Here is a 25,111-nt window from a genome sequence, read left to right as displayed (position 1 = left end):
CTTCGCGGCGTACTGCGCTGCTGAACCGGGGCGCATGGGCGCGGCATTCTGGGTCCCGGATCTGCGCTTCGCTTGTCCGGGACACGAGACCTGTCACGCGTAACTGCGCATAGCCTCGGCATGGCCGCTGGCCTCGACCTCGGTGCGCGGGCGCAGCCGCGTCAGCGCCAGCATCATGCCGACGCCATAGGACAGCGACACGATCGAGGAACCGCCATAGGAAATGAACGGCAGCGTCATACCCTTCGCAGGGATGAGCTGGAGGTTGACCGACATGTTGATCGCCGCCTGCACGCCGAACAGGATCGCAAGGCCGGACGCCGCAAAGCGCGAGAACATGTCCTCATTGGCGTAGGCGCGCGACAGCGTACGAATGACGACGAAGGCGAACAGCATCAGCATTGCCAGGCACAGGATGATGCCGAACTCTTCGGCGGCAACCGCGAACACGAAGTCGGTATGGCTGTCCGGCAGGCTGCGTTTTGCGATACCCTCGCCCGGTCCGAGGCCGAACCAGCCACCGTTGTAGAAGGCTTCCATCGCGGTATCGACCTGGAAGGTGTCGCCGGAGGCCGGGTTCATGAAGCGCTTGATGCGTCCGGCAACGTGGGGAACAAAAAGGTATGCGCTGAACAGACCGGCGGCGGCGGCGCCGGCAAGGCCGAACACCCAAATCATGCGCATGCCCGCGATGAAGAACAGCGAGCCCCACACCATCAGGATCAGCATGGTCTGGCCGAAGTCGGGCTCCATCACCAGTAGCGACACCAGCATCAGGAGCAGCACCAGCGCCATCGAGGTCGCCGGCATCTCCGGCCGCTTGGTCGATTCCGCGAACAGCCAGGCCGCGATGACGACGAACGACGGCTTTGCGATTTCGGAGGCCTGGATGTTGACGCCGAGCAGCGTGATCCAGCGCCGCGAGCCCTTCACCTCGGGGCCGATCGCGAGCGTCACCACGATCAGGATGATGCTGATCGTGAAGATGATCAGCGCGCTTCGCCGGATCGAGCGCGGCGACAGGAAGGAGACGCCGACCAGCACCATGAAGGACGGTGCCAGGAACATCACGTGCCGGCTGAAGAAGTGGAAGGGATCGAGCCCGATACGGGTCGCGACCGGCAGGCTCGCCGCCAGCGACAGGATGACGCCGGTCAGCATCAGAACCAGGATCGCGCCGAGCAGCGGCTTGTCGACGGTCCACCACCACTCGGTAAAGGGGGTGCGTTCTTCACGGGAGAGCATGGGCGGCCGCTTTCGGACAGAGGTCGGTCCATTGGTCGCCGAGGTTGGTTACCGGGGAGTTAATGAAATGCGGATGATCTGAAGATGATCTCCACTGCCGCCACACAACTCACTGTCATGCCCCGGCTTGACTGGGGCATCCAGTACGCCGCGGTTCGTCGGCTCAAGCACGGTCTCTGGAAATCGGGATAGGGGAGTCTCGCGACTCCTCCTCCCACACCACCGTACGTACGGGTCTCGTATACGGCGGTTCGATGGATTATGCGGGCCGCTGTGCCGCGATGGAAGCCAGACCGAGCGAACCGAAGAGAGCTTTGGCACGGCAATGTTGAGCGCGGGGCTGTTGCTGAGCCGCCAAGGGCCACGTGGGCTGCCGGCGGTCTTTGCCGCCAGAACCCGGCCGACGCCGCGGCGTCGCAGCTCGGCGAAGCGAGCCGGTCCACGCTTCCACTGCTTCCAGGCGATGGCGCGCAACCGCCGCCTGATCCATTCGTCAAGTGCGCGCATCACCGACGGCGTCTGGCAGAAGCCAAAGTAGCCACGCCATCCGATCAGATAGCGTGACAGCTCCTTGACAGTCTGCGCAAGGCTTTGGCCACACGTGCGTCGCGTCAGCTCCCGAACTCTCGCCTTGAAGCGGGCGATCGCCTGCGGCGCAATGCGCCGTCGTGGCAGCGGCTCGCGGGTAAAGCTGAAGCCCAGGAACTTGCGGATGCTCGGCTTGGCCACCGCACTCTTGGCCCTGTTGACCTTCAGCTTGAGGCGCTTTTCGAGGAAACGTTCGATGCCCGCCAGCACCCGCTCACCCGCCTTCTGACTGCGCACATAGATGTTGCAGTCGTCGGCGTAGCGCACGAAGCGATGGCCGCGCTTCTCCAGCTCCTTGTCCAGCACATCCAGCATCAGGTTCGACAACAGCGGCGAGAGCGGTCCACCTTGCGGCGTGCCCTCTTCCGTCGAACTGACCAATCCTCCCTCCAGCACACCCGCATTCAAGAAGCTGCGGATGAGCTTCAGGAGACGCTTGTCAGCAACCCGTTTGGCAATGAGCCCCATCAGGATGTCGTGGTTGACCCGGTCGAAGAACTTCTCCAGGTCGATGTCCACGACGACAGTGTGCCCGGACGCAATATACGCCTGCGCTCGTTCCACCGCCTGATGCGCCGAGCGGCCCGGCCGAAAGCCGAAGCTCGTCTCGGAGAACGTTCCGTCCCAATCCGCCTGCAGCACCTGCATCACCGCCTGCTGAATGAAGCGGTCGAGCACCGTCGGAATGCCGAGCGGCCGCAGGCCACCCGACGCCTTCGGTATCTCCGCCCGCCGCACCGGCTGCGGTTTGTAGGTGCCGTCAAGCAACTGGACGCGGATCGTGAGCCAGTGCTCCTTCAGATAGGCCGGCAGTTCGCCGACGGTCATCCCGTCAACGCCTGCCGCACCCTTATTGCGCTTCACTCGCGCCAACGCTGCCTTCAGGTTCTCACGCCCGACAACGTCTTCCATCGACGGTCCCGCGACCGCCGGGCGTTCGAGACAGGCTTCCGCCGGGCAGGCTTCAGGCTCTCGGGCGGCAGCGCTTCGGGCTTCACCCTCCGCCCCGGTGCCCAAGTTCAGCTCGACCTGATTCTTCTGCCGCATGGCTCGCACGAGATCGCCGCTCTACTGGCCTCTTCCACCGTTCAGGCCTTCGGCGGCGCGCCGCCGCCTACTATGCCCTCTGCTGACTTCTGCACTGCGGTCAGGCCGCCTTGCGGCGACCTCAGTCCCGTTGCCGGGACACCGTGCAGACCTCCCGAGGTAAGATCGACCGCCTTCGCCGCACGCCCGCCGGATCTACCACCCCGGCCCTTGATGACTATGGACTTCGCGATCAGTAGCTCGCTCGTCCGGTCGGGTAGGCCTCGTTATCCGGTGTTTGTTCATCGGGCCGCGGCTTTGCTCCACGCTGTCTTCAGACCCCACCTCGCGATGACGCCCTTGCGCTTTGCTAATCCTTCGCCGTCATCAGGCTGGATAGAGGACTTCCACCTCCAAGCTGTCGTTCATACTCGGCACACTACTGGATCGCCCGTTCAAGCCGGGTGACGACAGCGGAAACGGTGGAGGCAAGCTTCGGTCCACACCAATGCCCTCACTCGTATTCGATCGCGATATCCCCCGAGCGATGATCGCGCTTGTAGACCTGGCCTGCCTCGGGAATGAAACCGATCCTGACGACCCGTTCGCTGCTCCAGGCGACGACGACATCAGGATGCCCGCGCACGCTGAGAAAAGCCGGCGTGTTCTCGGGCGAGAATGTCCGTCCCCGCGCCACGATACTGGCCTGGGTGCTGTCGGGTACCGACGCTCCGCAAGACTTCCAGACCACGACAACCAGCTTGCTGCCGCTTGGGGAGGCGAACGACCTCTGGCGAACGACGCGGCAAGCACCGAATTCATGCATGACGTTGTCAATGAGGACAACACAGAAGAAACCGACCGGAACAGCAAGAGCAGCGACGGCAAGTCCGATCCAGCGTCGCCGCGACATTCTCAGACGACCGGCTTCACACCCGGCAGCGCCTGCACCAGTTCGCGGAATTTCGTGCCCCGAATTTCGAAGTTGCGATACTGGTCGAAGGAGGCGCAGGCCGGCGACAGCAGCACGACCGCCTCGGTCAGGCCCGATGCTTCCGCGTCACGCGCCGCGTGCTCGACCGCAACGTCGAGCGTCTCGCTGATCTCGTGCCCGACCGAGCCCAGCGTGCCGGAAAATTCCTGCGCGGCCTCGCCGATCAGATAGGCCTTGCGGATGCGCGGGAAGAAGCCGGCGAGGCCGGTGATGCCGCCCGCCTTCGGCTTGCCGCCCGCGATCCAGAAGATGTCGGCAAAGGACGACAGCGCATGCGCGGTGGCGTCGGCGTTGGTGCCCTTGGAGTCGTTGACGAACAGCACATTGCCGCGGCGGCCGACCTGCTCCATGCGGTGCGCCAGGCCCGGAAAGCTGCGCAGGCCGTTCTGCAGCACATCCAGGCTAATGCCCATCGCGAGCGCGGCAGCGGCCGCGCACGCCGCGTTCTGCGCATTGTGCTGGCCGCGCAACGAGCCGATGCCGCCGAGCCTCGCGATTTCGCTGCGCGCGCCGCCCGAGGTACGAACTATCGTGCCGTGCTCGACATAAATGCCGCTCGCCAGCGGATTTTTGACGGAGATGCGCACCACGCTCTTGCCGGCGCGGTCGAGCCGGTCGGCGATGTCGCGGCAATAGCCGTCATCGACGCCGACGATCGAGGTGCCGCCTGCCTGCACGCCTGCAACCAGGCGCTCCTTCACCGCAGCGTAGTGTGCGATGGTGCCGTGACGATCGATGTGATCCTCGCTGACGTTGAGCAGAATGCCGACGGAGGGATCGAGCGAGGGCGTGAGGTCGATCTGGTAGGACGACATCTCGATGACGTGGACGCGGCCCATGCGCGGCGGCTCCAGCGACAGGATCGCGGTGCCGATATTGCCGCCCATCTGCGTGTCGTAGCCCGCAACCTTCGTGAGATGCGCGATCAGCGCCGTCGTGGTCGACTTGCCGTTGGTGCCGGTGATGGCGACAAACGGCGCGTTCGGCGCATGCCGGCGGCGCTCGCGGCAGAACAGCTCGACGTCGCCGATCACCTCGACGCCCGCCTCGCGCGCCTGCAGCACGCTCCAGTGCGGCACCGGGTGGGTCAGCGGCACGCCGGGCGCGAGCACGAGTGCTGCGAAATTGCCCCAGGAAACCTTGCGCAAATCTGCGGTGATGAAACCGGCCTGCGCGGCCTTGGCGACGTTCTCGGCATTGTCGTCGGCGGCGATCACCTCGGCTCCGCCGGCCTTCAGCGCGTGGCAGGAGGCGAGCCCCGAGCCGCCGAGGCCGAACACCGCGACCGTCTTGCCGGCGAAGGATGTAACCGGGATCATCGTGGTACCGTCAGCGCAGCTTCAGCGTGGAGAGGCCGGCAAGCGCCAGCATCACCGAGATGATCCAGAAGCGGATCACGATCTGCGGCTCGGTCCAGCCGAGCTGCTCGAAATGGTGGTGGATCGGCGCCATCCGGAAGATGCGCTTGCCCGTGAGCTTGAACGACACCACCTGCACGATGACGGAGACCGCCTCCAGCACGAACAGGCCGCCGATCACCGCGAGCACGATCTCGTGCTTCACCGCCACCGCAATCGCGCCCAGCATGCCGCCGAGCGCGAGCGAGCCGGTGTCGCCCATGAAGATGGAAGCCGGCGGCGCGTTGAACCAGAGGAAACCGAGGCCGGCGCCCAAAAGCGCGCCGCAGAGCACCGCGAGCTCGCCGGTCCCCGCGACATATTTGATCTGGAGATAGTCTGCGAACACGGCGTTGCCGGCGAGATAGGCGATCATCGCAAAGCTCGCGGTCGCGATCATCACGGGCACGATGGCGAGGCCGTCGAGACCGTCGGTGAGGTTCACCGCATTGCCGGCGCCGACGATGACGAAGGCGCCGAACACGACGAAGAACCAGCCGAAATGCAGCACCGTGTCCTTCAGGAAGGAATCGTCAGCGCGGTCGAGGCGGATCGCGGTTCAACCGCACCAGCGCATAGCAGGCGACCAGCGCGATGACCGCCTCGATCAGCAGGCGCAACTTGCCGCCGAACCCGCTGGTGGTCTGCTTGGTCACCTTGAGGTAATCGTCATAGAAGCCGACGAACCCGAACCCGAGCGTCACCGCCAGCACGATCCAGACATAGGGATTGAGCGGGTTGGCCCACAGCACCGTGCCGACCGTGAGGCCGGACAGGATCATCAGCCCGCCCATGGTGGGCGTGCCCTTCTTGGCCAGATGCGATTGCGGACCGTCAGTGCGGATCGGCTGGCCCTTGCCCTGGCGGATGCGCAGATGATCGATGATCCAGGGCCCGAACAGGAACACGAACAGCGCGCCGGTGACGACGGCGCCGCCGGTGCGGAAGGTGATGTAGCGAAAGACATTCAGAACGGTGCGCACTGCACCGAAGCCCGGAAATGTGTTGGAGAGGTCGATCAGCCAGTAAAACATTCAGACGGTCCTATGGCGCCTTTCGCACGCAGGCTTTTTCAGACGCAGATTTCGCCTCACGCGCATTCGCGGCTCTTCATCATCGGCCGGGCGACCTCTATGAAACCTGCCGGCAAGAAACCTGCAGGCAAGACACCTCGGCGCCGCAAAACGGTGGGATTCGGGAACAGCGCCTTCCAAGCAGTTTACGCCTTTGCCTGCAAGGCGACCACTAGGCCCGGCACAAACTTGTTGACCCAGAACATCTTCTTGCTGCCCTTGACAACCACGACATCGCCTGCCTTCAGCAGGCCCGCGACCTCGCCCGGCTTCAGCGTGGCGGGATCGTCGTGCCAACCAAGCCCCTTGCCGGCGGGAAGCGCGTCATAGAGGTGCCGCATCAGCGGCCCGACGCAATAGATGCCGTCGATACCGTCGAGATGTGTAGCCAGCGCGGTGTGGTAGCTTGCTGCGTCGTCGCCGAGTTCCAGCATGTCGCCGAGCACCGCAATGCGGCGGCCGCCGGTGACATTGCGCGCTTGCAGGCTTTGGAGCGCAGCGGCGATGCTCGCCGGATTGCCATTGAAGCTGTCGTCGATCACGGTGATGCCTCCGACCGCCTGCTCTACGCCGCGGCCGGTCATGATGCCGACACGGTCGAGCTTGATCGCAAGCGTCGCGACATCGAGATGCGCGGCATGAATCGAGGCGAGGGCGGCGAGCGCATTCTGCACGCGGTGCGGTGCACCCGGCGTGAGGCTGAAGGCGATCTCCTTCTTGCCGATCGCAGCCACGACCTGCCAGCTCTCGCCATGCGGAGCGTGTGCGACTTCGTGCACCTCGGCCTTCTCGCCGAAGCGTACCACCTTGCCCTTCCAATCGGGCGCCTTGATCCCGGCCGGCAGCACCAGCACGCCATTCTCCGGAAGTCCGAGCGCGATCGATACCTTCTCGCGGCGGATCGCGTCGAGCGAGCCGAGCTTTTCCAGATGCACCGGTTGGACGTTGACGACGAGCGCGACGGTCGGCCGCGTCAATTCGCTGAGGCGCGCAATCTCACCCGTCTGATTCATGCCCATCTCGACGACCCAGAGGCTGGCATCGGGCCGGGCGTTGCACAGCGTCAGCGGCACGCCCCAGAAATTGTTGAAGCTCGACGGGCTCGCATAGGCATTGGGATAGGCCGCCAAAAACTCCTTGGTGCTGGTCTTGCCGGCACTGCCGGTCAGCCCGATCACCGGCCGGTTGAAGCGCGCGCGTGCGGCGCGCGCGAGGCCCCAAAGGCCGTCGATCAGCGTGTCCTTCACGACGATCTGCGGAATGCCAATGCCCGCGATCTCATGCGGCACGATCATCGCGACCGCGCCCGACGCTTCCGCCTTGTCCGCGAACTCCCAGCCGTCGCGCGCGCTGGCGAAGGCCGAGATGAAGCCGCCGCTCGGCGTGCCGCTCAGCGCGACGAACAGGCTGCCCGGCTTCACCAGGCGACTGTCCTGGGTGACGAAATCGATCGGCGTATCGGGGAATGAACCGTTCACGCCCAGCGCACGCGCCACCTCGGCAACCGTCCATATTGGCGCGCTCATGCGACCCTCGATGCTAGTGCGGCGGCAACCGCTTCGTGATCACTGAACGGCAGCACCTCAGCGCCGACGATCTGTCCGGTCTCGTGGCCTTTCCCGGCGACGAGCAGCGCGTCACCATCTTCCAGTTCCTCGATCGCGGCGCGGATTGCGGCGGCGCGGTCGCCGATTTCGCGCGCGCCCTTCGCGGTCGCCAGAATCGCGGCGCGAATGGCTTCCGGCTTCTCGCTACGCGGATTGTCGTCGGTGACGATGACGCGATCGGCATGCTCGGCGGCGATCTCGCCCATGATCGGTCGCTTGCCGGCGTCGCGATCGCCGCCGGCGCCGAACACGACGATAAGCCTGCGCCTGGCGTAGGGCCGCAGCGCCTGCAATGCCTTCGCCAGCGCATCGGGCTTGTGCGCGTAGTCGACGAAGATCGGCGCGCCGTTGCGCTCGCCGACGCGCTCGAGCCGGCCCTTGGCGCCTTCGAGATGTTCGAGGCTCGCAAACACACGGGCCACATCGCTGCCGGTGCCGATCGCGAGTCCGGCCGATACCAGCGCATTCTCGATCTGGAATTCGCCGACCAGCGGCAACCGGATCGCGTAGCGCTTGCCACGATGCTCGAGCGTAAGCCTTTGCGAAAAACCTTCGACCACGGCGTCGGTGAGGCGAATGCCTTCACCTGCCCCGTCGCCGCGACTGCCCACCGCCATCACACGCAGACCGCGCGCCCTCGCGGCATCGATCGCCTCCGCCGAGCAATCATGATCGGCCGAGATCACCGCCGCGCCACCGGGCGGCACGAGTTCGCGAAACAGCCTGAGCTTTGCCGCGAGATAATGCGCGACTGAGGGGTGATAATCCATGTGATCGCGCGAGAGATTGGTGAAGCCTGCGGCGGAGACGCGCACGCCGTCGAGACGATACTGATCGAGGCCGTGTGACGATGCTTCGAAGGCGAGATGCGTCACGCCCTCGCGCGCGATCTCATCGAGCTGCCGGTGCGACGCGATCGGATCCGGCGTCGTCAGCGAACCGTAAACCGTGCGTTTCGGCGAGACGAGGCCGATGGTGCCGATGCTGGCCGAGGCATGGCCCAGCCGCTCCCAGATCTGGCGCGTGAACGCGGCAACCGAGGTCTTGCCGCTGGTTCCGGTCACCGCCGCAATTGTCGCGGGCTGCGCCGGGAAGACTCTCGCCGCAGCAAGCGCCAGCGCGCGGCGCGGATTGGCGACAGAGACGAACGGCACCTTGCAGCCTTCGGGCGCATGATCGCCGACCACGGCCACGGCGCCGGCCGCAATCGCCGCATCGATGAAGCGCGTGCCGTCGGTCTTGCTGCCGGCGAGCGCGAAGAAGAGATCGCCGGGTTTGACCACGCGGCTGTCGAGCGCAACGCCGCTCAGCTCGAGCGCCGCGACAGCAGGCGCGATCGCGGCATCGTTGCCCAGGACATCCTGACCCAAGAGTTCACGCAGCTTCATGGTCTTCCAGTCGACATGCCGCGCCGGAAAGCCGAATCGTCAGGAAAAGCCGACTCAGCACCGGCGATGGCCACCCCAGTTGATTACTGGGTTGTCCTGGATGCTGCAAGAATAAGGCGGTCCGCGGGCGGCAGGTCGTAGCGGGGCTCGATGCCGAGCAGCGGTCCGATGCGGGCAATGACGTTGCCTGCCGTGGGAACGGCGTTCCAGCCCGACGTGATGAAGCCGTAGGTTTCCTTCAGGGCCTGCGGCTCGTCGAGCATGATCAGGAGCTGGTATTTCGGCTTGTCCGCCGGCAGGATCGCGGTGAACGCGGTCAGCACCCGCTTCTTGGCGTAGCGGCCGTTGACGACCTTTTCCGCGGTGCCGGTCTTGCCGCCGATATAATAGCCCTTCACATCCGCCTTGCGCGCCGTGCCGATCTCGGCGTTCAGCCGCATCAGGAAGCGCATCTTGTCCGAGGTCTCGGGCTTGATCACGCGCTTTGCGATCGCCCGCGCCTCCTCCTCGGAGCGCTTGAGGAAGGTCGGGGGAATCAGCAGGCCGCCATTCGCGAGCGCGCTGACGCCCATCACGGCCTGCAGCGGCGCGACCGCCATGCCGTGGCCGAACGCGATGGTGATGGTGTTCAGCTCGCTCCAGCGCCGCGGCAGGATCGGCGAGGCGCTCTCCGGCAGCTCGGTGCGCAGCCGGTCGAGCTGCCCCATCTTGCGCAGGAACGCCTTGTGCGCCTCCACTCCCTGCGACAACGCAATCCGCGCCGCGCCGACGTTGGAGGAGAACGTGAACACCTCCTTCATGTTCAGGAAACGGCCTTTCGGCTCGTCGTCATGGATCGCGAACTTGCCGTAGTGCAGCGGCCCGCGCGCGTCCCACAGCGAGTCGAGACCGTACTTGCCGGTGTCGAGCGCCATCGCGAGGGTGAATGCCTTGAAGGTCGAGCCCATCTCGTAGACGCCGGTGGTCAGGCGGTTGATGCGGTCGGGGTCGTGCGCTTCCTTCGGATTGTTCGGATCGAAATCCGGCACCGAGACCATCGCGATGATTTCGCCGGTGTTGACGTTGGTAACAAGCCCGGAGGCCGCCTTGGTGTGGAACTTCTCCTTGGCCTTGAGCAGCTCGTCGCGCAGCGCGTGCTCGACGCGCAAATCGACCGACAGCTCGACCGGCTTCTGCAGCCGGTCGGTGGCAAAGCCTGCGCGGTGGAGATCGGCGAGCCCTTGGTTGTCGAGCCACTTCTCCATGCCGGCGATGCCCTGGTTGTCGATGTTGACCAGGCCGATGAGGTGGGCGACTTCGTTGCCGGTCGGGTAGACGCGCTTGTTCTCGCGCAGGAACCCGATACCGGGAATGCCGAGCTTGTGGATGTCTTGCTGTTGCTTCGCCGTGATCTCGCGCTTCAACCAGACGAACCCCTTGCGCGTCGACAGGCGCTCGCGCACCTCGGCCTCGTCGAGGTCGGGTACGGTCGCGGTCAGAAGCTCGATCGCCTCGTCCTTGTCGATGATGCGGCGCGGCTCGCCGAACATGCTGGCCGCCTTCACGTCGGTCGCCAGGATCGCGCCGTTGCGGTCGACGATGTCGGGCCGCGCGGTCGCGACCACTTCCTGCGAGGCGGCACGACGCGCACTGTGGGCGTCGGCACCGATCGCGAACATCACGAGCCGGCTGCCGATCAGGGCATAGACCAGGGCAAAGGCGAGCATTGCGAGCCCGACGCGCGCGCGCGCCTTCGCGGCGCGATCGACATTGCGCCCGTACAGCATGCTGCGGATCAGACGCTGCCGCCAAGGTTCAATTGGCCGCTCGGTGGGTTTGGCCGGAACAGCGCTCATTGCTTGTCCTCGGGCTGAGGCACGGAGCCGGTCACGCTATCCGGATCGCTCGCGGCTTCGATGGTGTTGATCATGGACCCGATCGGATCGGGTTCGCCCGGCCTGAACATCCGCGGCGGACGGTCCGGCAGGTTCTTCAGTGAGTCATATTGCGTGCCATTGACGGGCTTGAGCGGCAGGTGTCGCTCGGCGAGGCCTTGCAGGCGCAGGGGCGCATCGAGCTTGGCCCATTCGGAGCGCAGCTGCGCGATCGCGTCGCGCTGCTCGCGGATCTCCGCGTGCAGCCGCAGCACCGTCTCGGTGCGGGCGGTGGAATCCATCTTGATCCGGTAGACATAGGCGGCCGCGAAGATCAGCGCGCCGATGACGAGAAGGTGGATGAAGCGCATGTGCTAGCCGCCCCTCATCACGTCGGAGAGTTTTGGCCAGGACGATGGCTCGACATCGTCACGCGCCGGTGCCGAGGTGCGTTCGGCGGCGCGCAATTTTGCGGAACGGGCGCGCGGATTATGCGCAACTTCCGCCTCGCCGGCGACCACGGGCCGCCGCGTCAAGAGCTGGAAGCTCGGCGCGCCTTGCGCCACTTCCGGCAGATGCCGCGAGCCGCCGCCGGTCTTGGCGCGTAGGCTCAGGAAATTCTTGACGATGCGGTCTTCCAGCGAATGGAACGAGACCACGACCAGACGGCCGCCGGGCTTGAGCACGCGCTCGGCCGCGGCCAGCGCAGTCTGAAGCTCCTCGAGCTCCTCATTGACGAAGATGCGCAGCGCCTGGAACGTCCGCGTCGCCGGATGAATATCGCCGGGCTTCGAGCGAACCACCCGGCCAACGAGATCGGCGAGCGCGCGCGTGGTAGTGAACGGTGTTTCCTGCCGGTCAGCCACGATGGCGCGGGCGACACGGCGCGAATGCCGCTCCTCGCCGAAGAGATAGATGATGTCGGCGAGATCGCTTTCCGAGGCGCGCGCGACAACATCGGCGGCCGTCGGCCCGACTTGCCCCATCCGCATGTCGAGCGGACCGTCGAGGCGGAACGAGAAGCCGCGACCGGCCTGGTCGAGTTGCATCGAGGACACCCCGACATCCATCACGACGCCGTCGACCGCATCGATGCCTTGCGCCGCGCAGACCTCGGCGAGATTCGAGAAGCGGTCTTCAACCAGCGTCAACCGGCCCGCAGCGCGCTCAACCAGCTCCGCGCCGCCGGCAATCGCCGTGCGGTCGCGGTCGATCGCGATGACGCGAGTTCCCGCCACGTCCAGGATGGCGCGGCTGTAGCCGCCGGCCCCGAAGGTGGCATCGACATAGATGCCGCCTTCGCGCGGCGCGAGATGCTCGATCGCCTCGCGGCCAAGCACAGGAATGTGCGGCACGTCGCTCATGCGTCGTGCCTGCCGGGTGCGCAGGCGAACGGCCAGGTGAATGGCCAAACGAAATCGGGGGCGAAGCAGCCCATCACGCCTCGAATAATTCCGCGTCGCGGCGGTTCCACGACCCAACCCTTCTCGAGCACACTTTCCAGCGCGCGTACCGAGCCCGGTCGTCCCAGGCGGCAGACCCGGTGTTCCCAGTGGAATATGTCGGGCAGCCATGGGATTTCGAGCCAAAAACGCTTTTGGCCGCCTCCGGACGCGGGTCGGCTCTTCACCCCTCAGTAACGGCCCTTAGCGTTAAGAAAGCGTTGATCGCCTCGTTATAAGTCGAAAAGGCGGCCTGTCGGTGATGCGTCATCCACACACTGGTCCCAAAATGCACCCGTTAACCGCACCGCGCGATTGCGCGGACCGGACAGTAAAGAAATAGTAAAGAGAAGGGCTTGGCCCGCTCTCCTGTCCGACTTGAGCTGTTTATGTCGTCCGGTCCGTCAACGCCGTCTGGAACTGATTCGAAGCGTCAGCGCGTTCTCCCGGTTCCCAAGGCCGCGGCGAACATGCGGACGTTCGAGCCGGATTCGTCGATCGTCTCCGACATCATCCCCTCGGCCAATCATGGCGAGCGCGCCAAGGGACGGCAGCCCGACATGATCGTGCTGCACTACACTGGCATGCCTGACGTCGAGGGCGCGCTGGCGCGGCTGTGCACGGCCGGCACCGAGGTGTCCGCCCATTATGTCGTGCTCGAAGACGGCCGCATTGTGCAATGCGTGCCCGAAGCGCGGCGCGCCTGGCACGCCGGCGTCTCGTCCTGGGCCGGCGAGGACGATATCAATTCATGCTCGATCGGGATCGAGATCATCAATCGCGGCCATGATTGGGGCTATCCGGAATATCCGCTGCGCCAGATCGCCGCCGTGATCGCACTGTGCCGCGGCATCATGCTCCGCCGCAAGGTCGCGCCGCACCGGGTGCTCGGTCATTCCGATGTCGCGCCCGCGCGCAAGAAGGATCCCGGCGAAAAATTTCCCTGGCATTCGCTGGCCAATTCCGGTGTCGGTCACTGGGTGACGCCGGCGCCGGTCGTGCGCGGCGAAAGCCTGATGCTTGGCACCATCAGCGACGAGGTGCTGAGCCTGCAGCAGGCGCTGGCGCGCTATGGCTATGGCGTGCCGCTGACCGGCAAATACGATGCGTCGACGATGGAGGTCATCACCGCATTCCAGCGCCACTTCCGCCCCGCACGCCTGGATGGTGTTGCCGATCATTCGACGCTGTCGACATTGCAGGCGCTGCTGGCGACCCTGCCGGCGGACGGGACGACCGTCGCGTCGAAATGACGCCGTTCGCCGCACACTCCGTCATTGCGAGGAGCTCGCGACAAAACTGCAAAGCAATTTTGCGCTGATGCGACGAAGCAGTCGAGACTGTCTTCGCCGAGACAGCCTGGATTGCTTCGCTTCGCTAGGAAGAAACGGTTGGTCGTTTGGCGTCAGGCGGCCTCCGCTATGGGCTGGAGTTGAACGGCGAAGCCGAGCTTTTTGAGACGTGCGACCAGTCGGCTTGCTTTGACCTCGGTGGGCCGGCGGTCGAAGTAGTCGGCGCCGAGGTCATGGTGCTCCGTGCCGTTCTTGAGGATGTGATAGATGGCGGTGAGGATCGAGGCGGCGACGGCACAGATGGCTTTTTGCGGCCCGCGTTTGGCCTGCAAGCGGAAGAATTGGGCTCGGTAGTAGCTGTTCTTTGCGCGCTTGGCGGCCCAGGCACATTGAACGAGCATGGTCTTGAGCCACGGTGCCCCTTGCGCAGGCGCGAGGACTTGCGCTTGCCGGCGCTCTCGTTCTGCCCGGGACACAGTCCGGCCCAGGCGACGAGATGGCCGGCGGTCTGGAAACGGCTCATGTCGGCGCCGATCTCGGACAGAATGGCTGGCGCCGCCACTGCGCTGACCCCGGGAATCGTGGTCAGCAATTCGATCAGGTGGCGAAAGGGGGTTTTGCCGCCATCGATTTCCGCTTCCATGCCCTCGATCCGCTGAGCGATTTCGGCATCGAGCTTGCGAATCGTTTCATCCAGACCATCCCATTGGCGCAGATGAAGCGCGAGCAGGAAGCGGTGGTGATCCGTCAGGCGCCCGTGCAACGCATCGTAAAGCTCCTTTGGCGACGCCTTGATCTGCTTGCCGGCAAGCTCGGCCAGCTTGTTCGGCTGCCGCACGCCCTCGATCATCGCCTGGATGATCCGCCGCCCGCTCGCGCCCATGATGTCGGAGATTACCGAGCCGAGCTTGATGTTGGCTTCCGCCAGCGTCTTGTCGATCCGCTGCACGTGCCGCGTCTGCTCGCGCACCAGTTGCTTGCGCGTCCGCGTCAGCGCGCGCAGCTCCTGCACCTCCTCCTCCGGAATGAAGCTGCCCTTGATCAGCCCGCAGGCCAACAGATCGGCAATCCACATCGCATCGTTCATGTCGGTCTTGCGTCCCGGCACGTTCTTGATGTGCGCTGCATTGGCGATGATCAGGTCAAAGGCGCCTTCGCCCAGGATCCGGAACACCGGCATCCAGTAGACTCCCGTCGCCTCCATCGCCACATGCGTGCACCGGCATTCTTCCAGCCACCTTCGCAGTTCCACAAGCTGCTCCGTCGTGGCCAAAAAGGTCCGGCACTCCCGCTGCGCCTTGCCATCGACCATGATCCGCACACAGGCCACGACCGTGTCCCTGTGCACGTCCAGGCCTGCCACCCGCTCGTACAAAATATCCATGCTTCTCTCCTCAACATTTGGCGCCGGCGGCATAGGCGCCTGTCAGAAAAGAATGCTAGGAAGCGTGCTCCAGAGCCTTGCGGCTCCTCCGCGCCAGTGTGGGTCATCCAGGCAACCCGGGTCCAACTCGCAACCGGGCTCTCACGCACCAGAGAGTAATCGACCTCTTTGCCGACGGCGCTCCAGTCTACCGCCTTCGCCCACCCGTGAAAAGTTTCATTCAGCGCGCGTCGGCTCCTCAAGCCGGTCCCAACTCGCAATGACGGAGTGTGTGGCCGCTACCCCAGCTCCCGCACCCGCCGCGCATAGAGCCGCCGCAACGGCTCGAGCTGCGTCGCCTCCGTCGCTGCCGCGTAGGCCTTGCGCGCTTCGTCCTTGCGGCCGAGCCGCCGCAGCAGATCGGCACGCACCGCCGGCAACATCTCATAGCCGTCCAGCCCGCCGCGCGCGGTGATCGCGTCGACGAGATCGAGCGCGCGCGCCGGACCGTCGACCATCGAGACGGCGGCGGCATGGTTGAGCTCGATCACCGGAGACGGGGTGATGCGCAGCAGCACCCCGTAGAGGCCGGCGATCTGCGGCCAGTCGGTCTCTTCAAAGCTCGGTGCGCGGGCATGCAGCGCTGCGATCGCGGCCTGCACCGCATAAGGCTGCGGCCGGCCCGGCACGCGCAGCGCGTCATCGACGAGACCCAGGCCTTCCTCGATCTGCGCGCGATCCCACAGCGAGCGTTCCTGCTCTTCCAGGAGAACGATGTCGCCCGCCGCGGTCTCGCGACCGGCACGGCGCGCATCATGAAGCAGCATCAACGCCAGCAGCCCCTTGATTCCCGCGCGGTCCGGCATGAGCCGGTCGAGCAAGCGGGCGAGCCTGATCGCCTCGATCGCAAGGTCAGGCCGCATCAGGTCCGCACCGGAGGTCGCGACATAGCCTTCGGTGAAGACGAGATAGATCACGGCGAGCACGCCATCGAGCCGCGGCGCCAGCGCCTCGCGCTCGGGCACTTCATAGGGAATGCCGGCGAGCCTGATCTTCTGCTTGGCGCGAACCAGGCGCTGCGCCATCGCATCCTCGCCGATGAGGAAGGCACGCGCGACCTGGGCCATGGAAAGCCCGCAGACTGTGCGCAGCGTCAGCGCCACCTGGACTTCGGCGGCGAATGCCCGATGGCAACAGGTGAAGATCAGCCGCAGCATGTCGTCGTCGAGCGTCGCCGGCGGCTCGGCGGGCGCTTGCGCGTTGAGCTCGAACTCGTGCACGAGCGCCTGCTGCTTGCCGCGGAAGACAGCCTGCCGCCGGACGCGGTCGATTGCCTTGTTGCGGCCGACATTGACCAGCCAGGCGCGCGGATTGTCAGGAACCCCGCCCGCCGCCCAGCGCTCCAGCGCGACCGCGAAAGCATCCTGGAGCGCATCCTCGGCGAGATCGAAATCGCCAACGAGGCGGATGAGGGTGGCCAGCGCCCGCCCCGCCTCGTCGCGAAAGATCCTGTCGATGTCCGAGGAGGAGATCACTTGTTATAGATCATCACCGGCCTGACTTCGATCGATCCTTCCCTGGCTTCGGGGATCCGCGCAGCCAGCGCAATGGCGGTATCGAGATCCTTGGCCTCGACCAGATAGTAGCCGCCGAGCTGCTCGCGGGTCTCCGCGAAAGGACCGTCGGTCGTCAGGGTCTTGCCCTCGCGCACGCGCACAGTGGTCGCCGTCGTAGTCGGCTGAAGCCCGTCGCCGGCCTTGAAATGGCCGCTCTGGATAATGGACTGCGTATAAGCGCCGTACTCCGCCGTCACCTTCTGACGCTCGGTCGAGTCCATATTGATCAATTTCTGTTCGTTCCGGTAGATCAGCAGCAGATATTGCATCGCTTCACTCCTGTTGTTCGGCCGTATCGCCGACATCCAGTCGAACGGGGGCCGCACCCAACGACATCTTCAGGATAAATTATTTGCGCTGCCGCGTGCGCGACGATCTCCGCTTGACGAAACCGCCACAAATGCCCATTGCGTAAGCCGTCAGTCGGCCGGACGGCCGCTCCGGCAAGTGCCGAAAGGCCGCCGGGGAGGAAAGTCCGGGCTCCCTTGACATACGGTGCCGGATAACGTCCGGCGGGGGCAACCCCAGGGAAAGTGCCACAGAGAACGAACCGCCCGCCTTCGCCCTTTGGGCTGCGGCGAGGCAGGCCCGCCGGGCTTGCCACATCGTAGCAGCGAAAGCTGCGTAGACGGGTAAGGGTGAAAAGGTGCGGTAAGAGCGCACCGCGGGTCCGGCAACGGAGCCGGCATGGTAAACCCCACCGGGAGCAAAACCGAATAGGGACGGCGTAGCGGGCTGTTCGCGCAAGCGATAACGCCGCGGGGCGATGTCAGGCCCGCCGTCCGGGTAGGTTGCTCGAGGCCATGTGCAAACATGGTCCCAGAGGAATGGCCGTCACGCATCGTTCGCGCAAGCGGGCGGTGCCCTACAGAACCCGGCTTACAGGCCGGCTGATATTCTAAAGCGCTTTCGAGCGAAGTGGAGTTCCGGTTCGCGTCAGGAAAGCGCGTCTTAACTAGCAGCGACGAGGGGTTCGATGTTAGCACATCGGACCCCTCACCATTTTCAACGGCCGTCATTCCGGGGCGTGCGCAGCACGAACCCGGAATCCATCAAGCGGCAGAGTCGGTGGATGAATGGATTCCGGGCTCTCGCTTCGCGAGCCCCGGAATGACGACAGAGAATTAGGCGACTATCTTCTCCAACACACGCATCAGCGCCTCGGGTGCCGTGACATTCGGTGCATGGCTCGCGTCGACTCGAAATAGCGCCAGCCCTCCTCGCTCTTCGTGCGTCTTGCGAATTGCCCGAACACATCGCCCGGCGGAATGCGCTTGCAGTAGATGTAGCTGCGCGGCATCGCGGGTTCGCCGTCTTGAAGCTTCAGCTTCGTTTCAAAACATTTGATCGGCATATTGATGCGGCGCGCGTTGAGCCAGTCGAGATCGGCCTGCGGCGTATCCGGCGGCGGCGGGTTCGGCGGGATGCGGTAGCCGTCGCCCGAGCTAGCCGCCTTGCGCATCGGTTCGCGCCCGGCCTCGTTGAGATCGAACAGCGACTGGCCATCGCGCGGCACGAAGGCGTCGAGATAGATCAATTGCGTCACGCGCTCTCTTGCGCGATCGGCAACGCCCGTTGCAACCACGCCGCCATAGCTGTGGCCCAGCAGCACGATGTCACTGAGATCTTCGAACCTGATGACGTTGAGGATATCCTGGATATGTGTCTCGAGATCGATCGCGGGACTGGCGAGATGCGAGCGCTCGCCGAGTCCGGTGTAGGTCGGCGCGACCAGACGGTGGCCGGCCTGCGCCATCAGCGGATGCATCTTCTTCCAGGCCCATCCGCCGGACCACGCGCCATGACAGAGCAGGAAGGTCTTTGCGCGCGGGGCCATCGGCGTTTCCATCGGTTCTTGTTTTGATGCGATGGAGTGTAGCGGGCAGCCACGCCATGTAAACGCCGCCGGGCGTCAAGCCGCGCGTGGCGCTTTCACCAGCGCGGGCGCAAGCTGACCGGCATCCCGCCGCAACTTGCTCGCCTCAAAGCCGTGCATGCCGATCTGCCATTGCAGGCCGACGATGGCGCCCTTGGTCGGCTGCAGCAAAGCGAGCGAGGCAAACAGCGTCACGGGGAGCCACACCGCGAGCTGGAGCCAGACCGGCGGGGCATAAGCGGTCTCGACTGCGAGGATCGCCGGCACCACGAGATGGCCGACCACGACCATCACCAGATAGGCCGGGAAATCATCGGCGCGTTGGTGAAGCAACTCCTCGCCGCAATGTTCGCAGCTATCCGCCACTTTCAGGAAGCGGCCGAACAGATGCCCTTCGCCGCAGTTCGGGCACTTGCCGCGAAAACCGCGCCACATCGCCTTCGCCCCAGAAACTGAACCGGCCGCCATCACGACACCTCTTCCGTTTTGCTGATCCATACAATAATATCTTGCATCCATACATTCAAAGGATACGGGCCGAAATTGCATGGATTGGACCCCGACAATCTCGGAGCTGAGCGGGCCGCGCTACCAGCGCATCGTCGAGGCCATGGAGGCCGACATCGCTGCCGGCCGGCTGGTGCGCGGACAGCAATTGCCGACACAGCGCGCGCTTGCCAGGGCGCTTGGCGTCGATTTGACCACGGTGACGCGCGCCTACACCGAGGCGCGGCGCCGCGGCATCATGGAGGCCCGCGTCGGCCAGGGATCGTTCGTGTCGGAGACCAGCGCGCGCCGCGCGGTCGACCTGCCGCATCCGGTGGCGATCGACCTTTCGATGAACGTGCCGCCGCATCCCCTCGAAGCGCAGCTCGACGAGCGCATCATCGCTGGCCTGGAGGCCATTCGCGCGCAATCGGGCCTGACCGCATTCCTGAACTACCAGCCGCCCGGCGGCAGCGCGCATGAGCGCGAGGTCGCCGCGCGCTGGATGCGCACACGCGTCCCGCATGCGCGTGCCGACAAGCTCGTGATCTTTCCCGGCGCGCAGACGATCCTGTTCAACCTGCTCGCCCATCTCGCGCGGCCGGGCGAGGTCATACTGACCGAGGCCCTCACCTTTCCCGGCATCAAGGCCGCGGCGGCACAGCTCGGCGTCAAGTTCGTCGGCGTCGCCATGGATGACGGCGGCATTTTGCCCGATGCGCTGGCGAAGGCCTGCCGCACGCACGGGCCGAAGGCCGTCTATCTCATCCCGACGCTGCACAATCCGACCACGGCGACTCTTGCCCCCGAGCGGCGCAGCGCGATCGCCAAGATCGTCCGCGACGCCGATACGGTGCTGATCGAGGACGACGCCTACGGGCTGCTCGATCGTTCGGCATCGCCGATCGCAAACCTCATCCCCGAGCGGACATATCTCGCGACCACGCTGTCAAAATGCATCGCGCCGGCGCTACGCGTGGCTTATCTGCTCTCGCCCGACAGCGGCGCGCAGCTTCAGATGCGCGGCCACCTCCAGGCGACCGTCCAGATGCCGGCGCCGCTGATGGTGGCGCTGGTAACGCACTGGCTCGAGACTGGCGTCGCCGACCGCATCATCACCGCGATCCGCAATGAGGCCGTGGGCCGCCAGCAACTGGCCCAGCGCGCGTTGAGGGGTTTTCAGTTCCAGGCGAAGCCCGCCGCACATCATCTGTGGCTACACTTGCCGGAGGGGCGACCGGACGTCGCCGCGCATCTGCTGCGCAACGGGCTCGCCATCGTTGCCGGCGACGCCTTCACCGTCGATGGCACGTCGCCGCACGCGGCGCGCGTTTCACTCGGCGCAGCGCGCAACAGATCGGAATTGACCGAGGCGGTGCGCATCCTTGTCCGCGCGCTGCAAAAGCCCGCCGACATCAGGCAGATCGTCTAGCAGGCCGGAGAATCACGTTGCATACGGTTTTGAAATTGACCTCGCGCGCCGCATCTGTGCTATGCGCCATGAGGCGATTGCGGCTTTGGGATCGCCGGTAACGACAGGAATTTGTTGGTGGAAACGCTCACTTACGCGCTGCTCCTGTTCGGCGCGCTGGCCGGCGGCTTCGTCTCGGGACTGGCCGGATTCGGCACGGCGCTGATGGCGCTCGGCATCTGGCTTTACGTGCTGCCGCCCTCGCTCGCGGTGCCGCTGGTGCTGATCTGCTCGGTGATCGCGCAGACCTCGACGCTGCCCTCCATGTGGAAGAGCTTCGACCTCTCGCTGGTGTGGCCGTTTCTGATCGGCGGACTGATCGGGGTACCGCTCGGGACCATGCTGGTCGCCTCCGCCGATCCAAAAGTGTTCAAGCTCAGTGTCGGCGTGCTGCTGCTGATCTTCTCGAGCGCGCTGTACCTCAACAAGAAGCAATTCGCCATCGCGTTCGGCGGCCGCATCGCCGACGGTGCGATCGGCTTTGCCGGCGGCATTCTGGGCGGGCTCGCCGGACTGTCGGGGCCGCTACCGATCCTGTGGGCCAACATCCGCGGCTGGAACAAGCACGAGCGGCGCGGCATCTTCCAGCTCTTCAATTTCACGGTGCTCGCCGCCGCGCTGGTGTTGCAGACGGCCTCAGGGCTGGTCGCATTCAAGGTGGTCTGGCTCGCCATGGTCGCATTCCCGGGCACGCTGATCGGCGCCTGGGCCGGCGCGCGCGTCTATCACGCGCTGAGCGACAAGCATTTCGGCGATGTCGTGCTCGGCCTGCTGTTTCTGTCGGGCGCCACCCTCGTCTGGAACAGCATCAGCTCGCTTTAGCTGCCTGACAGCCCGGCAAATGAGCCGGAGCTGCATGATGAAGCATGCCGTCGTTACGCGGGCTCGCGTGCGAGCGGCACGACGGGCTCAGGGCTCGCCGGTTCTGCAACTTTTTCGCTCGGACGCACCAGCCGCTTCCTGAACTCACGGCGCAGCAGCCACAGGCTCTGGACCGCCTGCAGCGTTGTCGCCGCGTTCGACAGATACCAGACGTACTCGATCCGAAAGCCCGGCCGCGTCGACAGAAAAATCGCCGGCACGGAATAGGTGAGGACGCGCGTCGCCGAGCTCCACAACACCGGCTTGGTGTTGCCGAGGCCCTGGAACATGCTGGAGCAGGTGAAGATCAATCCCTGCGCCACCATGTTCAGCGAGATCATCTTCAGAAACAGCAGCGCGACGCGCATCGTCTCCGGATCATTCGAGAAGCCGGCGAGCAGCAATCCGGGCTTGAGCTGCACGAGGATCGTCAGCGCGATCATCACGACGGTCGCGATCAGCGCCGCCTTGACGAAGGTCTCCCGCACCCGCTCGTAATTGCCCGCACCGAAATTCTGGCCGACGATCGGCCCCGCCGCGAGCGAGACGGCAAGAGCCGGCATCTGGATCAAGCCCACGACACGCGTCCCGATGCCAAAGCCCGCCTGGGCCGCCGGACCGAGATCGCGCAGCACGTAATAGATCGCCGCCATGAAGATGAAGATCATCACGAACTCGCCGCCGGCAGGCAGGCCAACATTGAGGATCCTCCTCCACTGTCGCAGCTGCGGACGCCATTGCGCCGGATCGAAGGCGACGTAGCGCTCCAGCCTGCGAAAATAGTAGAGCAGCATCAGCACGGCGATGAACACCGCCATCGTGCTTGCCAGGCCCGCTCCGGCGACACCGAGCGCGTATCCGGTGCCCCAGCCCGTGATCAGGACCGGCGCCAGCGCGATATTGATGATGACGGCAAGCACCTGCACCAGCATGCTCGGCCGCACGATGCCGGTGGCCCGCAGCGCGGCCGCCATCACCTGCGTGACGAATTGCAACGCCAGCGCCGGCATGAACCAGAGAAAATAGGTGGTGCCGGCGTCGATGGTGGCCTCATCGGCGGCAATCGCGCGCATATAGGGGCGCGCCAGCACAAAGCCGGCGAGCAGCGTCAATAGCCCGAACAGCACCGACAGGACGACTGCCTGGTTGAACACGAGATTGGCGTCGTCGCGATCCCTGCGGCCCACGGCGTGCGCGACCAGCGCCACCGTGCCGACGCCGAGCATCTGCATCAGCGCGTTGACGAGGAAGCCGGCATTGCCGGCCGCAGCGACGCCGGCAACAGCGGCATCGCCGAGCCCGGACACGAAGTACAGGTCGACCAGCTGGCAGATCATGATCGTGATCATGCCGACCACGATCGGTGGCGCCATGCTCAGGATGTGGCTCACGATGGAGCCGCGCGTCAGGTCCTTCATCTCATTCTACCTTTGGCGACGTGACGGTGGGAGTCTCGCCCTACCGTCACGCGTCATTCCGCTGCTGCGATATGCCCGAGCTCCACCACCTGGCGCTCGAACAGGCTGCGATAGATTCCGCCAGGCTTGCCCGCGAGCACGGCATGCGTGCCCTGCTCGGCGATCTCGCCGCGGTCGAACACCAGGATGCGATCGAGGCTGCGCACCGTCGACAGCCGGTGCGCGATCACGATCGAGGTGCGGCCTTTCATCAGCCGCTCCATCGCCTGCTGGATCAGCGCCTCTGATTCCGAATCGAGGCTCGACGTCGCCTCGTCCAGGATCAGCACCGGCGCATCGGCCAGGAAGGCGCGCGCCAGCGCCACGCGCTGCCGCTCGCCGCCCGACAGCTTGACGCCACGCTCGCCGACCAGCGTGCCGTAGCCCTTCGGCAGGCGCAGGATGAAGTCGTGCGCGTTCGCCAGCCGCGCCGCCTGCTCGATCGCCTCGAGGCTGGCACCGGGCCGGCCATAGGCGATGTTCTCGGCGAGCGAGCGGTGAAACAGGATCGGATCCTGCTGCACGATCGCGATCTGGCTGCGCAGCGATTGCTGCGTGGCCAGCGCGATATCCTGCCCGTCGATCAGCACGCGGCCGCCGGTGACGTCGTAGAGCCGCTGCACCAGCTTGACGAACGTCGTCTTGCCGGAGCCGGAGCGGCCGACGAGACCGACACGCTCGCCGGCGCGGATCCTGACCGACAGCCCGTCATACAGCGGCGCGCGATGGCCGCCATAGTGGAACGTGACGTCGTCGAACACGATCTCGCCGCCCTCGATCGCGATCGGCCGCGCTTCGGCGGCATCGGCGATGCCGATCGGCTCGTCATGGATCGCCACCAGCTCCTCCATGTCGTTGACCGAGCGCTGGAGGTTGTTGATGTGCATGCCGACATCACGCAGATAAGCGTGGATGACGTAGTAGCTCGTCAGCACATAGGTGACGTCGCCGGGCGAGGCATGCCCGTACATCCACAGCAGCACCGAACCGCCGATCACCGAGCCCCGCAGGCATAGCAGTAGCGAGAGCTGCGCCATGGCGGTGTAGTTGTAGCGGAACCAGGTACGCCGCACCCGCACGCGCCAGCGCTTGATGACGCGCCCAAGCCGCGCATCCTCGCGCGCTTCCGCGCCGAACGATTTCACCACCGCATTGCATGTCAGCGCATCCGCCAGCGTGCCGCCGAGCTTGGTGTCCCAGGCATTGGACACACGCGCAGCCGGCGCGATGTAGCGCGTCGAGAACAGCACCGTCATCGTGACATAGATAGCCGCACCGAGCGCGATCACCGCGCCGAGTGAGGCCCAGTGCGCGCCGAGCAGGATCATCGATCCGATCAGCACGGCCAGCGACGGCAGTAGTGCCAGCAGGATGGTGTCGTTCAACAGATCGAGCGCCCACATGCCGCGCGTGATCTTGCGCACGGTCGAACCCGCGAAGGAGTTGGCGTGCCAGTCGGTCGAGAAGCGCTGCACGCGCAGAAATGCGTCCTGCGCCACGTCGGACATGATCTTCAGCGTGAACGGCACGATCACTTGCAGCCCGGTCAGGCGCAACACCATCGACACCGCGCCCAACACCACGATGCCGCCCAGCGCCACCAGCGCGGCTTGGCGGGCAGCAGGATCGGTCGGGCCACGCGTCAGCGCGTCGACCAGATGTCCTGAAAACACCGGCATGAACAAATCGGCGACGGTCGCACCGAGCAGACCGACGGTAATCGCGAGCGTGCGCCCCGGCTGATTCAGCCAGTGCCGGAACACGAAGGGCAGGACCACGCGGATAGCCGCGGGCTTTTTTGACAAAGCGGTCATGGCGTCATCCGGCCGCATTGCCGCGGGCCGGCTCCATCGATGGACGCAGGCCGGCCGCGAGGGCCGGGACGGCGTCACTTAAAGCTGAATTTGACTTGGGAAGCGGAGCGATCGGGGCGTTTGGTCGAAACCCTGGCCCAATCGAAGCTGGCGGAAATGGCCTCTAGCAGGCCGAATATGTACCGAGCCAGATCACCATCGAGCGCGGAAACGCGATCTGCGAATGCGACGAAATCATGCAAATCTCTCCCCGGTTCGAATG

17 protein-coding genes, 1 other RNA gene and 3 pseudogenes are annotated in these 25,111 nt (G+C 65.2%); 4 read left to right on the top strand and 17 right to left on the bottom strand.

Annotated features, from left to right (window positions below):
• Positions 1-93: 93 nt before the first annotated feature.
• The 10 genes and pseudogenes from ftsW to rsmH form a co-directional block, all read right to left on the bottom strand.
• Complete coding sequence (ftsW, locus tag ACTGJ9_RS15190; RefSeq protein ID WP_456677704.1) at positions 94-1,245, bottom strand: putative lipid II flippase FtsW; 1,152 nt, start codon at positions 1,243-1,245, stop codon at positions 94-96.
• Positions 1,246-1,293: 48 nt separating this feature from the next.
• Entirely contained in the window at positions 1,294-2,880 is a 1,587-nt protein-coding gene (gene ltrA, locus ACTGJ9_RS15185) for a group II intron reverse transcriptase/maturase (RefSeq protein WP_456677703.1), read from the bottom strand.
• A 493-nt stretch (positions 2,881-3,373) separates the two neighbouring features.
• Complete coding sequence (locus ACTGJ9_RS15180) at positions 3,374-3,685, bottom strand: hypothetical protein (RefSeq protein WP_456677702.1); 312 nt, start codon at positions 3,683-3,685, stop codon at positions 3,374-3,376.
• Positions 3,686-3,774: 89 nt separating this feature from the next.
• Complete coding sequence (gene murD / locus ACTGJ9_RS15175) at positions 3,775-5,172, bottom strand: UDP-N-acetylmuramoyl-L-alanine--D-glutamate ligase (RefSeq protein WP_456677701.1); 1,398 nt, start codon at positions 5,170-5,172, stop codon at positions 3,775-3,777.
• Between the two features lie 10 nt (positions 5,173-5,182).
• Positions 5,183-6,284, bottom strand: a pseudogene (gene mraY / locus ACTGJ9_RS15170) (phospho-N-acetylmuramoyl-pentapeptide-transferase).
• Positions 6,285-6,469: 185 nt separating this feature from the next.
• Positions 6,470-7,849 (bottom strand): UDP-N-acetylmuramoyl-tripeptide--D-alanyl-D-alanine ligase, encoded by a 1,380-nt coding sequence (locus ACTGJ9_RS15165; protein WP_456677700.1) that lies wholly within the window; start codon positions 7,847-7,849, stop codon positions 6,470-6,472.
• The gene (locus ACTGJ9_RS15160; protein WP_456677699.1) at positions 7,846-9,318 is read right to left on the bottom strand and encodes a UDP-N-acetylmuramoyl-L-alanyl-D-glutamate--2,6-diaminopimelate ligase; all 1,473 of its coding nucleotides are present in this window, start codon (positions 9,316-9,318) and stop codon (positions 7,846-7,848) included. The genes ACTGJ9_RS15165 and ACTGJ9_RS15160 overlap by 4 nt, the downstream gene beginning before the upstream one ends.
• Before the next feature lie 83 nt (positions 9,319-9,401).
• Positions 9,402-11,153: a peptidoglycan D,D-transpeptidase FtsI family protein gene (locus tag ACTGJ9_RS15155; protein WP_456677698.1), complete on the bottom strand. Its 1,752-nt coding sequence runs from the start codon at positions 11,151-11,153 to the stop codon at positions 9,402-9,404.
• A complete protein-coding gene (gene ftsL / locus ACTGJ9_RS15150) occupies positions 11,150-11,542 on the bottom strand; it encodes a cell division protein FtsL (protein WP_456677697.1) in 393 nt (130 codons plus the stop codon). Before ftsL ends, ACTGJ9_RS15155 begins: the two co-directional genes overlap by 4 nt.
• A gap of 3 nt (positions 11,543-11,545) precedes the next feature.
• Entirely contained in the window at positions 11,546-12,535 is a 990-nt protein-coding gene (gene rsmH / locus ACTGJ9_RS15145; protein ID WP_456677696.1) for a 16S rRNA (cytosine(1402)-N(4))-methyltransferase RsmH, read from the bottom strand.
• Positions 12,536-13,083: 548 nt separating this feature from the next.
• On the opposite strand from rsmH, the gene ACTGJ9_RS15140 reads away from it, so the two are divergent.
• A complete protein-coding gene (locus ACTGJ9_RS15140; protein ID WP_456677695.1) occupies positions 13,084-13,866 on the top strand; it encodes an N-acetylmuramoyl-L-alanine amidase in 783 nt (260 codons plus the stop codon).
• A 152-nt stretch (positions 13,867-14,018) separates the two neighbouring features.
• Here ACTGJ9_RS15140 and ACTGJ9_RS15135 read toward each other — a convergent pair.
• The 3 genes and pseudogenes from ACTGJ9_RS15135 to ACTGJ9_RS15125 form a co-directional block, all read right to left on the bottom strand.
• A pseudogene (locus ACTGJ9_RS15135) lies at positions 14,019-15,289 on the bottom strand (IS110 family RNA-guided transposase).
• 278 nt (positions 15,290-15,567) lie between these two features.
• Positions 15,568-16,800, bottom strand: a complete 1,233-nt coding sequence (locus ACTGJ9_RS15130; protein WP_456678527.1) for an RNA polymerase sigma factor — start codon at positions 16,798-16,800, stop codon at positions 15,568-15,570.
• Positions 16,800-17,153: a YciI family protein gene (locus tag ACTGJ9_RS15125; RefSeq protein ID WP_456677694.1), complete on the bottom strand. Its 354-nt coding sequence runs from the start codon at positions 17,151-17,153 to the stop codon at positions 16,800-16,802. The genes ACTGJ9_RS15130 and ACTGJ9_RS15125 overlap by 1 nt, the downstream gene beginning before the upstream one ends.
• Positions 17,154-17,303: 150 nt before the next feature.
• Here ACTGJ9_RS15125 and rnpB point away from each other — a divergent pair.
• Positions 17,304-17,782: RNase P RNA component class A (rnpB, locus tag ACTGJ9_RS15120), an RNA gene on the top strand.
• A 226-nt stretch (positions 17,783-18,008) separates the two neighbouring features.
• On the opposite strand, the pseudogene ACTGJ9_RS15115 reads toward rnpB, so the two are convergent.
• Both ACTGJ9_RS15115 and ACTGJ9_RS15110 read right to left on the bottom strand, forming a co-directional pair.
• A pseudogene (locus tag ACTGJ9_RS15115) lies at positions 18,009-18,721 on the bottom strand (alpha/beta fold hydrolase).
• Positions 18,722-18,796: 75 nt separating this feature from the next.
• Entirely contained in the window at positions 18,797-19,228 is a 432-nt protein-coding gene (locus ACTGJ9_RS15110; protein WP_456677693.1) for a DUF983 domain-containing protein, read from the bottom strand.
• A gap of 79 nt (positions 19,229-19,307) precedes the next feature.
• Between ACTGJ9_RS15110 and ACTGJ9_RS15105 the strand changes: the two genes are divergently transcribed.
• Both ACTGJ9_RS15105 and ACTGJ9_RS15100 read left to right on the top strand, forming a co-directional pair.
• Positions 19,308-20,678: an aminotransferase-like domain-containing protein gene (locus ACTGJ9_RS15105; protein WP_456677692.1), complete on the top strand. Its 1,371-nt coding sequence runs from the start codon at positions 19,308-19,310 to the stop codon at positions 20,676-20,678.
• A gap of 117 nt (positions 20,679-20,795) precedes the next feature.
• Positions 20,796-21,539 carry a sulfite exporter TauE/SafE family protein gene (locus tag ACTGJ9_RS15100; RefSeq protein ID WP_456677691.1) on the top strand — a complete coding sequence of 248 codons (744 nt, stop codon included), beginning with the start codon at positions 20,796-20,798 and terminating at the stop codon, positions 21,537-21,539.
• Between the two features lie 53 nt (positions 21,540-21,592).
• Here ACTGJ9_RS15100 and ACTGJ9_RS15095 read toward each other — a convergent pair whose 3' ends face one another.
• Both ACTGJ9_RS15095 and ACTGJ9_RS15090 read right to left on the bottom strand, forming a co-directional pair.
• Positions 21,593-22,996, bottom strand: a complete 1,404-nt coding sequence (locus tag ACTGJ9_RS15095; RefSeq protein WP_456677690.1) for an MATE family efflux transporter — start codon at positions 22,994-22,996, stop codon at positions 21,593-21,595.
• A gap of 53 nt (positions 22,997-23,049) precedes the next feature.
• Complete coding sequence (locus tag ACTGJ9_RS15090; protein ID WP_456677689.1) at positions 23,050-24,849, bottom strand: ABC transporter ATP-binding protein; 1,800 nt, start codon at positions 24,847-24,849, stop codon at positions 23,050-23,052.
• Positions 24,850-25,111: the final 262 nt, after the last annotated feature.

The organism is Bradyrhizobium sp. RDM12 (assembly GCF_051917485.1).
In the GTDB taxonomy this organism is placed as follows: Bacteria; Pseudomonadota; Alphaproteobacteria; order Rhizobiales; family Xanthobacteraceae; genus Bradyrhizobium.
Note: the sequence above shows the minus strand (reverse complement) of the source record. Positions and strands in the feature narration are given on the sequence as shown.